The 14,662-nt window shown below is 71.2% G+C and carries 15 protein-coding genes; 5 read left to right on the top strand and 10 right to left on the bottom strand.

The genetic code is table 11. The features are described 5' to 3' along the window. The first annotated feature begins 218 nt into the window (after positions 1-218). From ACFYZ3_RS18145 to ACFYZ3_RS18125, 5 genes are all read left to right on the top strand, one after another. The gene (locus ACFYZ3_RS18145; RefSeq protein WP_388518384.1) at positions 219-1,232 is read left to right on the top strand and encodes a substrate-binding domain-containing protein; all 1,014 of its coding nucleotides are present in this window, start codon (positions 219-221) and stop codon (positions 1,230-1,232) included. A 68-nt stretch (positions 1,233-1,300) separates the two neighbouring features. After that, positions 1,301-3,871: a nitrate- and nitrite sensing domain-containing protein gene (locus ACFYZ3_RS18140; protein WP_388518382.1), complete on the top strand. Its 2,571-nt coding sequence runs from the start codon at positions 1,301-1,303 to the stop codon at positions 3,869-3,871. Next, positions 3,868-4,287, top strand: a complete 420-nt coding sequence (locus ACFYZ3_RS18135; protein ID WP_003972853.1) for a roadblock/LC7 domain-containing protein — start codon at positions 3,868-3,870, stop codon at positions 4,285-4,287. The genes ACFYZ3_RS18140 and ACFYZ3_RS18135 overlap by 4 nt, the downstream gene beginning before the upstream one ends. A 1-nt stretch (position 4,288) precedes the next feature. After that, positions 4,289-4,648, top strand: a complete 360-nt coding sequence (locus ACFYZ3_RS18130) for a DUF742 domain-containing protein (protein ID WP_356857034.1) — start codon at positions 4,289-4,291, stop codon at positions 4,646-4,648. Further along, the gene (locus ACFYZ3_RS18125) at positions 4,635-5,246 is read left to right on the top strand and encodes an ATP/GTP-binding protein (RefSeq protein ID WP_203695126.1); all 612 of its coding nucleotides are present in this window, start codon (positions 4,635-4,637) and stop codon (positions 5,244-5,246) included. The genes ACFYZ3_RS18130 and ACFYZ3_RS18125 overlap by 14 nt, the downstream gene beginning before the upstream one ends. A 31-nt stretch (positions 5,247-5,277) precedes the next feature. Here the strand turns inward: ACFYZ3_RS18125 and ACFYZ3_RS18120 are convergent, their stop codons facing one another. From ACFYZ3_RS18120 to ACFYZ3_RS18075, 10 genes are all read right to left on the bottom strand, one after another. Then, complete coding sequence (locus ACFYZ3_RS18120) at positions 5,278-6,240, bottom strand: ABC transporter substrate-binding protein (protein ID WP_388518378.1); 963 nt, start codon at positions 6,238-6,240, stop codon at positions 5,278-5,280. A gap of 73 nt (positions 6,241-6,313) precedes the next feature. Beyond that, positions 6,314-6,979 carry an ABC transporter permease gene (locus ACFYZ3_RS18115; protein WP_388518375.1) on the bottom strand — a complete coding sequence of 222 codons (666 nt, stop codon included), beginning with the start codon at positions 6,977-6,979 and terminating at the stop codon, positions 6,314-6,316. Then, on the bottom strand, positions 6,976-7,680 hold the full coding sequence (locus ACFYZ3_RS18110) for an ABC transporter permease (protein ID WP_388518373.1): 705 nt from the start codon (positions 7,678-7,680) through the stop codon (positions 6,976-6,978). The genes ACFYZ3_RS18115 and ACFYZ3_RS18110 overlap by 4 nt, the downstream gene beginning before the upstream one ends. Next, complete coding sequence (locus tag ACFYZ3_RS18105; RefSeq protein ID WP_388518370.1) at positions 7,677-8,846, bottom strand: ABC transporter ATP-binding protein; 1,170 nt, start codon at positions 8,844-8,846, stop codon at positions 7,677-7,679. Before ACFYZ3_RS18105 ends, ACFYZ3_RS18110 begins: the two co-directional genes overlap by 4 nt. Positions 8,847-9,584: 738 nt before the next feature. After that, positions 9,585-10,808: a DUF4241 domain-containing protein gene (locus ACFYZ3_RS18100; protein ID WP_388518368.1), complete on the bottom strand. Its 1,224-nt coding sequence runs from the start codon at positions 10,806-10,808 to the stop codon at positions 9,585-9,587. Positions 10,809-11,117: 309 nt separating this feature from the next. After that, complete coding sequence (locus ACFYZ3_RS18095; RefSeq protein ID WP_388518365.1) at positions 11,118-11,468, bottom strand: MerR family transcriptional regulator; 351 nt, start codon at positions 11,466-11,468, stop codon at positions 11,118-11,120. Between the two features lie 22 nt (positions 11,469-11,490). Beyond that, positions 11,491-12,444 (bottom strand): aldo/keto reductase, encoded by a 954-nt coding sequence (locus ACFYZ3_RS18090; RefSeq protein WP_388518362.1) that lies wholly within the window; start codon positions 12,442-12,444, stop codon positions 11,491-11,493. Between the two features lie 275 nt (positions 12,445-12,719). Then, positions 12,720-13,874 carry an FAD-dependent oxidoreductase gene (locus ACFYZ3_RS18085; protein WP_388518359.1) on the bottom strand — a complete coding sequence of 385 codons (1,155 nt, stop codon included), beginning with the start codon at positions 13,872-13,874 and terminating at the stop codon, positions 12,720-12,722. Further along, a complete protein-coding gene (locus ACFYZ3_RS18080) occupies positions 13,871-14,116 on the bottom strand; it encodes a helix-turn-helix transcriptional regulator (RefSeq protein WP_356857058.1) in 246 nt (81 codons plus the stop codon). Before ACFYZ3_RS18080 ends, ACFYZ3_RS18085 begins: the two co-directional genes overlap by 4 nt. Next, a complete protein-coding gene (locus ACFYZ3_RS18075; protein WP_388518355.1) occupies positions 14,116-14,607 on the bottom strand; it encodes a DUF2975 domain-containing protein in 492 nt (163 codons plus the stop codon). The genes ACFYZ3_RS18080 and ACFYZ3_RS18075 overlap by 1 nt, the downstream gene beginning before the upstream one ends. Positions 14,608-14,662: the final 55 nt, after the last annotated feature.

The raw sequence follows: 14,662 nt of genomic DNA, 5'->3' as shown, positions 1-14,662 counted from the left end.
CCGCCCGGCATTCCGCTTCGGCCCGCTTTCGCCACCCTCGTTCATCACGATGCGGCACCGACAACTCACAGGAGTTGGCTGGTCACTTGACTACCAGCGGTCACACACGGTTTGCTCCGGCCAGGCGAGTTTCACCCGGTTGGCGCACTGACCCGCGGCTCCGGGCCGGCCCGCCCCGTTCCTCCTGCTCGGCCGCACAGCGAGGTGCCCCCGCCCCCATGAGTACAGCTCCCCCGCCCACCCACTCCCCCGGACCCCTGCGCACCGCGGCCCTCACCGCGGCCGTCTGTCTGCTGGCGGCCGGCTGCTCCGCCCTCGGCGGGGACGAGGACGGCTCGGCGGCGGACGCCGCGGGCGGGTCCGGCGGCGACCGGATGAAGATCGTCATGGTCACCCACGGCGGTGAGGGCGACGCCTTCTGGGACCGGGTGCGCAAGGGCGCCGAGGCGGCGGCCGCCAAGGACGGCGTCGACCTGACCTATGCCGGGGACGCCGACACCGCCGACCAGGCCGACCTCGTCCGGGACGCCGTCCGTGACAAGGCCGACGGCATCGCCGTGACCCTGGCCAAACCGCAGGCGATGAGGGCTCCGGTCGCCGAGGCCAAGGCGGCCGGGATCCCGGTGGTCGGCCTCAACTCCGGTATCGACGCCTGGCGGTCCACCGGACTCCTGGAGTACTTCGGGCAGGACGAGAGCGTCGCGGGCCGGGCCGTCGGCGACAAGCTGGACGACCTCAGGGCCAAGCACGCCCTGTGCGTCATCCACGAGCGCGGCAACGTCGCCCTGGAGGCCCGCTGCGCCGGTGTGAAGAAGACCTTCGGCGGCGAGACCGAGATGCTCTACGTCGAGGGCACCGACATGAAGGCGGTCGGTGCGGCCGTCACGGCGCGGCTGCGGCAGGACCCGAGCATCGACGAAGTCGTCATGAACGGCGCGGCGTTCGCCCTCACCGCGGTCGAGTCGGTCGACGCCGCGGGCAGCGACGCCCACGTCGCCACCTTCGACCTCGACAACGACCTGGTGGCCGCCGTCAAACGCGGGGACGTCCAGTTCGCCGTGGACCAGCAGCCGTACCTCCAGGGCTATCTCGCGGTGGACGCGCTCTGGCTGTACCGCACCAACGGCAACGTCAGCGGCGGCGGTGTGGCCCCCGTGCTGACCGGCCCGGCGTTCGTGACCCGGACGAACGCCGACTCGGTCGCCGAGTTCGCCGCGGGCGGCACCCGGTGACCGGGCCCCGCGGCCGCCGGTACCTCCGCACCCCCGCCACCCCGCCCCACTGATCGCCTAGGACGACGATGCCTGCACGGAAGTCACGGAAGAAGGGTGCCCGGCGCCGCCTCGGCTCCATACGTCTCTCCCTGATCCTCCTGGCCCTGGTCCCCGGCGTCACCCTCGCGGCCGTGTGGGGCGTCACGACGATCCAGATGTTCTCGGAGGGGCTGCGGCTGCGCGCGCAGACGGAGCTGAGCCGCGACACCGGCGCCATGGGCACCGAGGCCACCCTGGCCCTGCAGAAGGAGCGCAGCCTGTCGGCCGCCTGGCTGGCCGCACCGGACGGCGACCGGACCGAACTGGACGCACAGCGGAAGAAGACGGACCGGGCGGTCGCGCAGTTGGTCGGCCAGTCCGACGCGATCGAGAGCGCGCCCTCCCGGGTCTCGGACCGGCTGTACTCGGTACTCGGCTCGGTGGGCAGCCTGGAGTACTACCGCAACCAGGTGGACGACCCCAGCGACATCACCGCCGAGCAGGCGCTCGACCAGTACACCTCGATCGTCGACGAGCAGATCCACGCCTTCCAGGAGCTCTCCCAGGTCGACGACGGCGACCTCACCTCCCAGGCGGGGCCGCTGGTCGCCCTGGAGCACGCCGCCGAGCTGGTCTCCCAGGAGGACGCCCGGCTCACGCTGGCCTGGCCGTCCGACCGGATGGGAGAGGAGCAGTGGTCCCGGTTCGCCCAGCTGGTGCACACCCGCCGCTGGCTGGTGCAGGACCAGATCGTCCCCTCTCTGACGGGCAGTGCGAAGACCCAGACCGAGCGGATCCTCGCCAGCTCCGAGTGGAAGTCCATGCAGGACGTCGAGAACCAGGTGCTCGAGGCCCGTTCGGCGGGCGGGGACGACCGGATCGACCTGCCGGACGCACGGCAGCGCTGGATCACCGCCTTCGAGAAGATCTCCACCCAGTACGGGCAGCTCATCCGGCAGCAGACGGACGGGCTCCTGGACCGCAGCGCCGAGGAGGCCCGGGGCCTGCTGATCAAGGCCGGTGTCCTCAGCGCGGGCGGCCTGATCGCGCTGGTGCTGTGCATCGTGATGTCCTGGCGCATCACCCGCTCGCTGTCCCGGCGGCTGCGCGGGCTGCGGCTGGCCACCCTGAGCCTGGCCGAGGAGCGGCTGCCCGACGTGGTGGCCCGCCTGGAGCGGGGCGAGACGGTCGACGTGGAGTCCGCGACGCCGCCGCTGGACTACGGACGGGACGAACTCGGCCAGGTCGCCCAGGCGTTCAACACGGCGCAGCGCACCGCCGTGCACACCGCCGTCGAACTCGCCGACACCCGGCGCGGCTTCCAGAAGGTCATCCTGGGCATCGCGCGGCAGAGCCAGAACCTCGTCAACATGCAGCTCGGCAAGCTGGACGCCCTGGAGCGCGAGCACACGGACCCCGAGATCCTCAAGGGCCTGTACGAACTGGACTCCACGGCCAGTCAGCTGCGGCGCTACGAGGAGAACCTCGTCATCATCAGCGGTGAGCAGCCCCGGCGCACCTGGCGCGAGCCCGTGTCGCTGGTCGACATCCTGCGCAGCGCGGTCGGCGAGGTCGCCGAGTACCAGCGGGTGGAGCTGCACGCCGACGAGGAGGTGGCCCTCGCCCCGCCCGCGGTGGCCGACGTGATCCATCTGCTGGCCGAGCTGATCGACAACGCGACGGCGTACTCCCCCGCGCCCAACCCGGTCGGGGTGCGGGCGGCACTGGTGGCCAAGGGCCTGGCCGTCGAGATCGAGGACCGCGGGCTCGGGCTGTCGGAGGAGGACTACGCGTCCTTCAACGCCCAGTTGGCGGTGGCGCCGCAGTTCGACGTGGTGGCACTCGCCGACGACCTGCGGCTCGGCATGTTCGTCGTCGCCCGCCTCGCGCACCGGCACGGCATCACCGTCACGCTGCGCCCCTCGCCGTACGGCGGGACCACGGCGATCGTGCTGATCCCGCACGACATCGTGGTGCGCGAGCCGGCCGGCGGGGCGGACGGCACCGACGTCGCGGCGGAGGGCGCGCGGGGCCCCCGGGTCGCCGGACCGGCCGCGGCCGCCGCGCGCGGCTCGGGCGACCCGGTCACCGGCACCGGTCCGGCGGCCCCGGGCACCGAGGCCGGTCCGGCCACCGCAGCAGACCCGGTCGGCGGCCCGGAGCCGGTGCGGCCCCTACGGTCGTCGCGGCCGGCGCCCGCGAGCCCGTCCGCAGCCGCGGCGGGTTCCCCCGGCGGCTCCTTCGGCGACTCCTCCCACGGCTTTGCCGACGGGCGCGGCGGACTGGCGCCGCTGCCCCGCCGGGTACCGCAGACCAGCCTCGCCGCCGAACTGCGCGACGAGGATCCGGGCGGCCGCCGGGACGGCTCGGACGACGCGGCGGGCGACGACTACGCCGACTTCACCGCCGAGCGCGCCGCCTCATCCCTCGCCGGTTTCCAGCGCGGCACACTGCGGGCCCAGACCAACGACGAAGCAGCCGAAGCAAACGAGGCAGACGAGGCGGACGAGGACGCCGGTCGCGCGGACGACCGCGCCACCGACGGGCACGCGCTCTCCTCCGCCGCCCACTCGACCCCAACCGCCGACCGCCGACCGCCCACGAAGGACACGCGATGACCCGACCCTCCCCCGCCACGCACACCGAGCTGGACCAGTTGCTCACCGGACTCGTGGAGCGGGTCGCCGACGTGAACCAGGCCGTGGTGCTCTCCGAGGACGGCCTGGTCGTCAGCAAGTCCACCGGCTTCCTGCGGGACGACGCCGAGCGGCTGGCGGCGACCGCGTCGGGCCTGATGAGCCTCAGCAAGGGCGTCAGCATGGACTTCCGGGGCGGCCCGGTGCGCCAGGCGCTCATCGAGATGGCCAACAGCTACCTGATACTCACCTCCGCGGGACCCGGCGCGCACCTGGTCGTGCTCACCGGGCCCAACGCCGACGTCGGCGTGGTGGCGTACCAGATGAACATGCTGGTGAAGAAGATCGGCGAGCACCTGAGCGCGGCACCGCGGGCCACCGCCGGCCCCGGCGAGTGACGTGACCGGAGGCGACGCTGCGGGCCGGCTCGTGCGGCCGTTCACCCTGACCGGCGGCCGGACCCGGCCCAGCCGCGCCGACTTCACCCTCATCACGACGGTGACCGCGATCGACCCGCAGCCCGCCCGGGCGGCGCGGCCGCAGCCCGAACACCTGCGGATCCTGCGGCTGTGCGCCGAGCCGATGGCCGTGGCGGAGATCGCGGCCCGGCTCGACCTGCCGGTGAGCGTGGTCGTCATCCTGCTCTCGGACCTGCTGGAGGCCGGCCGGATCACCGCCCGGCCGCCGCACCCGGTCTCCCGCGCCACCGACGACCTGGACCTGCTGCAGAAAGTGAGGGACGGCCTTGGCCGGCTCTGAGCGCGTCGCCGAGACGCCCACGGCATCCGCACGCTCCACCGCGCCCGAGGCGGTGAAGATCCTGATCGCGGGCGGTTTCGGCGTCGGCAAGACCACCATGGTCGGGTCGGTCAGCGAGATCGCCCCGCTGCGCACCGAGGAACCGCTGACCGCGGCGGGCCTGGACGTCGACGACCTCGCCGGCATCGAGGAGAAGCGGGCCACGACGGTGGCGCTGGACTTCGGCCGGATCAGCATCGGCCGGGACGTGGTGCTGTACCTCTTCGGCACACCCGGTCAGCAGCGGTTCTGGTTCATGTGGAACGACCTGGCGATCGGGGCGCTCGGCGCGGTGGTCCTGGTCGACGTCCGCAGGCCCGAGTCGAGCTTCGCCGCGATCGACTTCTTCGAGCGGCGGGGCATCCCGTTCGTCGTCGCCGTCAACGGCTTCCACGGCCGGCACCCGTACCCGGCGGCCGAGATCCGCGAGGCCCTCGCGCTGCCGGAGCACGTGCAGGTGCTGCTGTGCGACGCGCGGGAGCGGACCTCGAGCCGGGACGTCCTCATCGCCCTGATCGACCAGCTGATCGACGCCGCGGCCGGGGCCGCGGCGTCGTAGCGGGTCGTGGCGTTTCCTCCCCGGGCGTCCGTCAGACGAGACCCGCGGACTTCAGCCACTCCTTGGCCACGTCCAGCGGGTCCTTCTTGTCCAGCTGGACCTGGGCGTCCAGGTCGAGGAGGGTCTCGGTGTCCAGCTTGGCGGAGACCGCGTTGAGCGTGGCCACGCCCTCCTTGTCCAGCCCGTCCTTGGTGACCAGCGGGGTCACGTTCGCGTGGCCGAAGAGGTTCTCCGGGTCCTTCAGGACGACGAACTTCTCCTTGATGATGGTCGGGTCGGTGGTGAAGACGTCCGCCGCCTGCACGTCGTTCTTGGTCAGCGCCGACTGGGTCAGCGGGCCGCCCGCGTCGAGCGCCTTGAAGGACTTGAACTTCAGTCCGTACACCGACTCCAGGCCCTTGAGCCCCTGCTGACGCGTCTGGAACTCGGGCGAGCCTCCGATCACCAGGTCCGGCGCGACGTCCTTGAGGTCGGCGAGGGTCGACTCGGCGGTGAGGCCGTGCTTCTTCGCGGTCTCGGCGTTGACGCTCACCGAGTCCTTGTTCTCGGCCGGTGACGACTCAAGCAGCGTCAGCTTCTTGTCGAGCTTGGCCTTCGCCGCCTCGTTCACCGCCTCGACGGACTTCTGCTGTGCCTTCGGGTCGAGGTAGGCGAGCAGCGAGCCGTTGTACTCCGGCAGCACCGTGACGGAGCCGTTCTTCATCATGCCGTAGGTCGTCTCCCGGCTGCCTATGTTGTGCTTGTAGGTGACCTTGAGGCCCTTGGCCTTGAGCGCCTCTCCGTAGATGTCGGCGAGCAGGGTGCTCTCGGCGAAGTTGTTCGAGCCGACGACGACGGTGCCCGCCTCCGCCTTGTCACCCGCGAGGGGGTTGTCGGAGGTGCCGTCGGAGTCGGAGGAACAGCCCGCGAGCAGCGCCGCCGCGGCGGTGAGCGCGACGGCCGCCGCGCCGGTGTGCCTGGTCCTGGACCTGCTGCTCTTCGCGGTGAAAGTCATCCGTCGATCCAAACGAGCCACTTGCCGGTGAGTCAAGTACGGCCTGGTTACGGTTTCTCCGCGGCCCGGGCGCTCAACGCCTGCGCACCCCCGGCGAGACCGCGAACCGTCCCGCCGCCCAGAAGACCGCGAGGGTGACCAGGGCCAGGACGGCCACCAGGGTGGCGCCGCCGACGACCTTCTCGTAGTCGCGCTGGTAGAGCCCGTCGATGATGTAGCGGCCGATGCCGCCGAGGCTGACGTAGGCGGCGATGGTCGCCGTCGACACGACCTGGATGGCGGCCGAGCGCAGCCCGCTGAGGACCAGCGGAAGGGCGACCGGGAGTTCGACCCGGAAGAGGATGCCCGACTCGTGCATGCCCATGCCCCGGGCGGCGTCCACCGGGGAGGGGTCGACGGAGCGGACCGCCTCGTAGGTGGTCACGAGGATGGGTGGGACCGCGAGTACGACGAGCGGGACCATCACGGGCAGCAGGCCGATGCCGACGACGACGGCGATCAGTACCAGCAGACCGAAGCTGGGCAGGGCTCGGGCGGCGGTGGCGACGAAGGCGACGGCGTTGCCGCCGCGTCCGGTGTGCCCGGTCAGCAGCCCGACGGGCAGCCCGATGGCGGCGGCGAGCCCGAGGGCCATCAGGGTGTACTGGACGTGTTCCAGCAGGCGGGTGGGGATGCCGTCGTAGCCGTGCCAGTGGGCGCTGTCGCTGAAGAAGGCGTGGACGAAGTCGAGGACGTTCACCGGGTCGCCGCCTCCTGCGGTTCGGGCCGCTCGGCGGCCTGCTTCGGGCGGCGCCCGCCCTTGCCGCGTGGCATCCAGGGCGTCAGCAGGTTGCGGGCCAGGACGAGCAGCGCGTCGCACAGGACGGCCAGTACGGCGGTGGTCAGGACCGAGTTGACCGCCAGCTCGGGCCGGCCGTACTTCTGGGCGTCCGCGAGGAGGTTGCCGAGGGCGCCCTGGTTGCCGATGAGGGCGCCGACGCTGACCAGGGAGATGCTCGCCGACACGGCGACCCGCAGCCCGGCGAGGATGGCGGGCACGGCGATCGGCAACTGCACCTGGAGGTAGCGCCGTACGGGCCCGAAGCCCATGGCGGTGGACGCGGCCAGGGTCTCCTCGGGCACCGACCGCACGCCGTCGACGATCGCCGGGACGAGCACCACGAGGCTGTACACGGCCAGCGGGATCATCACGGTCAGTTCGGTCTGCCCGGTGTAGTCGATGAGGACCACGAAGACGGCCAGCGACGGGACGGCGTAGAAGACGGTGGTCACGCCGAGCACGGGCGGGTACAGCCAGCGGAAGCGCACGCAGAGCTGGGCGAGGGGGAGGGCGGCGAGCAGCCCGGCCAGGACCGGCAGCAGCGCCTCGCGCAGATGCAGGCCGATCAGGCCGAAGTAGGTGTTGTCGAGGTCGCTCGGTATGTCGAAGAAGCCGTTCACGGGGCGACCTTCGTGACGTCGGCGGGCTCCTCGGCCCGCGCGTCGCCGGGGGTCCCCGCGCCGGGGCTCCCCGCACCGTGGGCGGAGCGGATCGCCGCGCCGACGCTCTGCTGGGAGACGACGCCGGTCACCCGTCCGTCGGCGTCCACGGCGACGGCCCAGCCGGTGGGCGAGAGCACGGCGCAGTCGAGGGCGGCCCGCAGCGAGTCGGTGCCGGGCACGAACGGCCGCCCGTAGGACAGCAGCCGCCCGGCCGCGAGGTCCCCCGCCCTCAGGTCGCCCGGCTCGGCCCAGCCCAGCGGCCGGTCGTCCGCGTCGGTCACCAGCAGGTGGGGGGCGCCGCCGGCGGCGGCGAGCTGTTCGGCGGTCGCGTCGGCGCGCACGACCGGGCCGGTGGTCAGCTCCAGGGCGGCGGACGGGAAGAAGGAGAGCCGCCGGATGCCGCGGTCGGCGCCGAGGAAGTCCTCGACGAAGTCGTCCGCGGGGTCGGACAGCAGCTCGGCGGGCGGTGCGAACTGGGCGAGCCGGCCGCCGGTGCGCATCACCGCGACCATGGTGCCCAGTTTGATGGCCTCGTCGATGTCGTGCGTGACGAAGACGATGGTTTTGCCCAGTTCATCCTGGATGCGCAGGAGTTCGTCCTGGAGTCCCTTGCGGACCACGGGGTCGACGGCGGAGAACGGCTCGTCCATGAGCAGCACGGGCGGATCGGCGGCGAGCGCCCGGGCCACGCCGACGCGCTGCTGCTGACCGCCGGAGAGCTGGTACGGGTACCGCTTGGCGAGGGAGGCGTCGAGCCCCACCCGTTCCATCAGCTCCGCGGCCCGCTCGCGGGACTTCTGCTTGCCCCAGCCGATCATGCGCGGCACGGTGGCGATGTTGTCGAGGATCGTGCGGTGCTGGAAGAGCCCGGCGTTCTGGATGACGTATCCCATGGACCGGCGCAGTGTGGTGACGGGCTGCTGCTGGAGGTCCTCGCCGTCGAGCAGGATCGTGCCCTCGGTGGGCTCGACCATTCTGTTGATCATCCGCAGGGTCGTCGTCTTGCCGCATCCCGAGGGCCCGACGAGGACCGTGATCGAGCGGTCGGGTATCTCCAGCGACAGCCGGTCGACCGCCACGGTGCCGTCCGGGTACCGCTTGGTGACTGAGTCCATCCGTATCAAAACGCCGAATACCCTTCGGGTCTGGCAGAAGCTGCCCGCTCCGGCCGCGGTCGGTGGGGCCGTCGCCGGTCGAGTGTAGACGCCTGGTCCGCGGGGCCCCCGTTGCTCCGGGGCGACTCCTTCCCCCTGCTCGGGCGTTCACACGGGGAATCCGGGGACAACGGCGGCCTACGCGGAAAGGATTCGTCGAAGATCCGGTGCTCCCCGCGCCGCCCGGGACCGGCCCGTCCCGGCCTCGCTGAACGGGCTGGGGCGCCGGCAAGACCACGGCCGCCCTGAGCCGTGGTACGCGCTGCGTTCCCGGTCCCTGCGGGCCTTGGGCGTGATGGGATAATCCTCCCGAATCCCCCGAATCCCCCGAATCCCGCCAAGGACGGCCCGGCGACGCTGCTGATGCAGCAGGTCCTCGCCGACCCGAACCGCCGCCCGGACGTGGACCTGGCCACCCGCGCCGTACCGGGCCCGTGCACTCTCCAGGAGGAAGGTGCTGCCGTGCCGAGGTGAGGTATGGGCCACGTCCAGATGCGGGCCGCAAGGCAACCAGGGAGCCGTTGCGGGGCACGGCTACGTCGATGCGTAGCACCGCTGGCGAGCTTCCAGACGTCCTCCGGGGAGGTGCCCACCAGGCCGAAGTCGGTGATCGAGTTGACGAGCTTCTCAATCGCCGTGTGCGCTACGGAGGTTCGCCGCGGTCCCAGTCCCGGGCAGTGCGGCCTCGCGCCGATGGTCGGCGGCCCCCTACTCTCCCCCGTCGGCGGAATGGAGCTGGAAGTCGACGACGACGCAACCAACCCGTCCGTCATCGGTGCGGCCGATCCAGACGGGGTAGGCCCCGTCGCCCTGGCCGGCACGGAAGGCGATGAGGTTCGGCTCGGGCTCTGTGCCGGGCAGTTCGACGCTGAAACGGCTGTCGCTGTCGAGGGGTATGAACAGGTCCTCGTCCAGCTGCTCTTCGATCACCGTCCGCGTCGCGTCCATGAAAGCCGCTGTGCCGGTGTCCACGCCGACCCCGTAGAACTGGCCCTCGCCGAGCAGCTCCAGGTCCTCGTCGGGCCGGAGGGCCATTTCCCACTCGCGGGGCGGGCTGTCCAGGAAGGTCACCCTGGCCGCGGCGACACGGGCCCCGTGTGTCGTGCGCAGAAGCGACAGCGTGACCGGAAACTCGCCCGGTGGCACAGCGACGGTCCGCGGGTCGCTGATCCAGCCGGGGTCCGAGACCGCCAGCTGCCCTGACGTGATCCGCAGCAGGCCGGCGTCAACGGGCTCGACGACGGCCGGTCCATCCGGAGTGTCGCACTCGCCCGGGGTGAACAGTTGCTCGATCTCGGTGGCGCGCAGCGGTCCCGACCCTTCGTCCACCGACACGTCGCGCAGGACTACGGTCGTGGCGGGCTCGTGGCCCTGCTGGGCGAGGAACGGCGCGAACACCTGCCAGTCGCCGAACTCCGGTACGGGGCAGAGGAAGTCCTCGACGGGCGCCGAGAGCAGCCGCACGGGGACGTGCTCCGGGTCGGAGCTCGACCGGCCGGGTGCCCGAGCGTGCAGTGGCTGCGTCGGAGCCCCCCTCGGCCCGGCAAACTCGGACCTCACCTCGACCATCCTGTCGGCAAGGACGGTCGTGGTCTCCTGAACATCCCACTGACCGGACGAGTGCTCCTGCTCGGTGGAAAACTGCCATCGGGTGTTCCGGTGGGCCAGCAACATTCCCGTGTGGTGCGGCTTGAGGTCGATCATCTGCATGCACCAGGACCTGTCGTCGAACAGATACACACGCCACATCCGGCGCGGCCAGTATTCGACCAGTGCCAGCGGTCGCTCCCGCGCGGACAGCAGAACCGCGTAATCCATCCCGGCAGCATGCTTGCGTGCCGCGAGCGCGCGCGACATCGGGTCCGGGTGGGCCATTCCCCGATAGGAACCCCACATCTCGCCGTACGACACATCAAGACTGTCGAAGATCACAGCCGCACATCTCCCCCCCGTGGCACCAGCCACCCCCGAGCAGCGGCGCTCAACGGGTGCCCCCTGCCGCAACGCCCTGCCTTTCCGAGCTTTGTCGTGCCGCCAGTCTGCCACCGGGGTGTGACACAGAGGATTGCGGGAGCCCGCGCGATGAAATCGATGGACCGCACCGCCCGCCACCCGCGCACCATCGACCTGCCCGACTACCGGCCCCAGGTCAGCCGGCAGTGTCGCCCGGGACTACAACGGCCGGACCTGGGTGGTCGAACGGCCCGACAGGCTGTTCGTCCCGGGCATCGAGAACGGCCGTCAGCTGTAGTAGGCGATCTTGTCGTCGAGGACCTCCATGGCCCGGGACAGCGCCGCCGCGCGCTGCTCCAGCGTGGCACGACGCTCGCGGAGGAAGGAAACCCGGTCCTGCACGGAATGCTCGGTGCGCAGAATGGCGACGAATTCCCGCAGGTCGGCGATGCCGAGGCCGGCGTCACGAAGGCACGTAATCAGGCCGATCCAGAAGACGTCGTCCTCGGTGTACTCCCGGCGCCCGCCTGGGGAGCGCCGGATCGGTCCGACCAGCCCTTCGCGCTCGTAGTAGCGCAGTGTGTCGAGAGAGACACCGGTCCGGTCGGAAGCGGCTGCTGGAGTAAGGAGGGTGGTCACGGCGTTCCTTGTCCGGTCTCTGTTACCGCGCTTCGGCGAAGCGGGCCAGGTGCTCGTCGCTGAGCCGCACACGTCGTGCGGCGAGTGCCTCCACGAGCTGCTCCGTCCGGCTCACGCCGACGATGGGGTCGATCCCTCTGCGCATCAGCCAGGCGAGGACGACTTGGTTCCTCGTGGCCGCCAGCTCGCCGGCCACGTCGTCCAGGACCGAGAGCACCCGGGCGGTACCCGGATGATCATAGGTCTGCGGAAGCGGCTTGTCTGCGCGCACGTAGGAACCCCACATCAGCGAGCTGTACGACCACACGGTGAGCCCCTCCGACTGTGCGAGGTCCAGGTCCTCGTCGGTGAGCAGGCGATGACCGCTCTCCGCGAGGGGGGTGAGTGGGCGCGGCTGCACAAGTGAGTGGCGCAGTTGCAGGGCCGTCCACGGTTCCACGCCCTGCTCCCGGGCGAGCGACCGGGCGCGCTCGACGCGCCAGGCAGCGTGATTCGCCGCCCCGATCCGCAGAGCGGTTCCCTTCGTGACCAGCTCGCCGAAGGCCCCGACGGTCTCCTCCAGCGGCACGGTGCGGTCCTCGGCGTGAGCCCAGAGGAGATCGACGTGATCGACTCCGAGACGCCCCAAGCTCTCCTCGACGCCCATGCGTACGGCCGGGGCGGAAAGTCCTTCGGCGCTCTGTGGCCAGGCGTGCGGGACGCGCGGATTCTGCCGAACCTTCGTCGCGATCCGGACCGCGGCCCGCGCATCGGGGCGGGCTCGAAGCCACGCGCCGATGACTTGCTCACTGGCACCGCCGAGGCCACTCGGATCGACCCAGAAGGAGTAGCAGTTCGCGGTGTCGAGCCAGACCCCGCCTTCGCCGACGAAGGTGTCGAGGATCGCGAAAGCCTCGTCCTGGCCGACGCGGGTGCCGAAGTCCATCGTCCCGAGGACGATCTGAGAGTTGGTGTTGTTGACATCCATGCCCCTCATCCTCAGATCTGGAGCGCGCTCCAGGTCAAGAGAGCTTGGGGAGACGATTCGAAACGCGGCCCCGGCAGCCGACGCCGCGTGCGGCAAGATCCAAAACCAGTGAGAACGGCGGAGCCCGACACCGGATGACAGAGATCTCCGGAAAGGGCTGCTGCCATTGGGTACCAGTTCATGACGCTCGTCGTCTCGACTGGGCCTTCCACTTGGCATATCACCTCGCCGGCCGGATGGAGGCGGCTCTGGCCCATGCGTGAGGTGGGCGATCGGTCTCGCGGTCAACGGGCAGGAGTCGGGAAGGACTTGTCGCCGAACAGGACCCGGCCCGCCGCGGCCCGGCCGATCGGCGTACGGAGCAGTGTGAAAGCCGTTTGGGCCATGGTCGGTGTGCGCACCTGAGCCAGTGCCCTGCGCAGGGTCAGCCGGCCTCGGAACGCGGCGCGCAGAGCGGCTCCGTCGTAGGCGGACAGCGCATCCGGCCGCCTGGTTCGCAGCGCGTGGTCCAGGACTTCGGCCGCGAACTCCGACAGCCGCAGGCACGGATCCAGCCCACCGGCGGTGAGCGGGGAGACCGCGCCGGCCGCGTCCCCCACCAGAATGCCGTCGGCGCAGCCGATCCGGCGCAGCACGCCCCCGACGGGAATCGGGCCGCCGCGCCGCTCCACCGCTTCCGGACGGTCCACGCCGGCCACCCCGGGCGCTGACGCGCTGAACCGCTGCAGTGCCCGGCGAAGTCCGTCCGGGAAGCGGTCCGCATAGCCGGCGACGCCCACATGCGCGTGCTGCCCGTCGTTGACCACCCAAGCCAGGTAGCCGGGAGCGAGCGAGGGGTCGAGCACACAGTGGAAGGTCGGTGGCTCCTCGTGTCCGGCCAGCTCGAAGACCTCCTCGGCTCCGACCAGCAGGTGGTGGTTGCGGTCAAGGCCGAGGTCGCGGGCGACGCTGGAGCGGGCTCCGTCGGCACCGACGACGAACCGCGCCCGGACCGCCGTCGGCCCGTCGCGACCGAGCAGGTGGAACGTGTCGCCCTGGCGTCCGGCATAGCGCGTGCCCAGGACGATCCGCACGCCGGCGGTCGTCGCGGTGGCCGCGGCCGCCGTGTAGAGAGGCGCCATGTCTCCTACGCGGTACTCGTCGCGGCCGCTGACCAGGGCGACGGGGCGACGCAGGTCGGGCGGGTAGAGGACGACCCGTCGAATCGGCGGGCCGAGGTGCTCGGGAGGCAGCGGAAAGTCGTCGAGCGTCTTCCGCACGAAGATTCCCGTGGTGCGGACCGCGCCGACGAGGCTGGTTCGCCGGTCGATCAGGAGGACGGAGTGGCCCTGCCGTGCGAGGAGCGTAGCGGTGTGGAGGCCGGCCAGCCCGGCGCCGACTACGAGGACGTCGGTACGGGCCGCGGGCCCGAGGAAGTCGGTGCCGGTCACAGTACTCACAGGTGACGCTCCGCGGGTGTGGCCTCGTCCGCCAGGCGTTCGGCCTCCCAGCGCAGCAGGTCTCCGGGCTGGCAGTCCAGGACCTCGCAGAGCGCGGCCAGCGTGGTGAACCGGACCGCCTTGGCGCGGCCGTTCTTGAGGACCGCCAGGTTCGCGGGGGTGATGCCGATGCGGTCGGCGAGTTCGCCCACGGACATCTTGCGCCTGGCCAGCATCACGTCGATGTCGACGACGATCGGCATCAGATCACCCCGGCCAGCTCGGTCTGCATCCGGGTCGCCTCGGCCTCGCGGGCGACCGCCTGGGCGAGCAGCATCCGCAGCACGAGCACGATCAGGGCGACCGCGAACACCGCCAGGGAGACGCCGCCGAGCAGCAGGACGACGCCCGGGGCCACGGCCTCGCCCGGCGCCAGAACGACGCCCAGCGCGAAGACCAGGAGCGCCGCGGCGGTGAAGGCGCCGATCACGATGTGCACGTACCGGAAGGCGCCCTCGGAGAACACGCTCCCACGTCGCATCATGTTCACCAGCCGCCATACGCAGACCAGGACGGTCTGGGCCGTGCCGATGCCCAGGACCACGATCAGCAGGATCGGAACGCGCCGGTCCGCGAGCACACCGCCCTCGATGTCGTCGGCCAGCAGCGCGACCATCACGGTCTGCACGAACAGCGAACCGGCGAGCAACGCCACGAGCACGGTACGCAGCGCCAGCACGGTGATCTTTCCCATCAACTCTCCTTCGATCGAAATGCGATGGCAATCTATCGATATTCGATAGGAGAGG

The sequence above is a fragment of the Streptomyces sp. NPDC001599 genome (assembly GCF_042893535.1).
Lineage (GTDB): Bacteria > Actinomycetota > Actinomycetes > Streptomycetales > Streptomycetaceae > Streptomyces.
The sequence above is the reverse complement of the archived record's forward strand: the minus strand, read 5'-3'. Positions and strand labels throughout refer to the sequence as shown.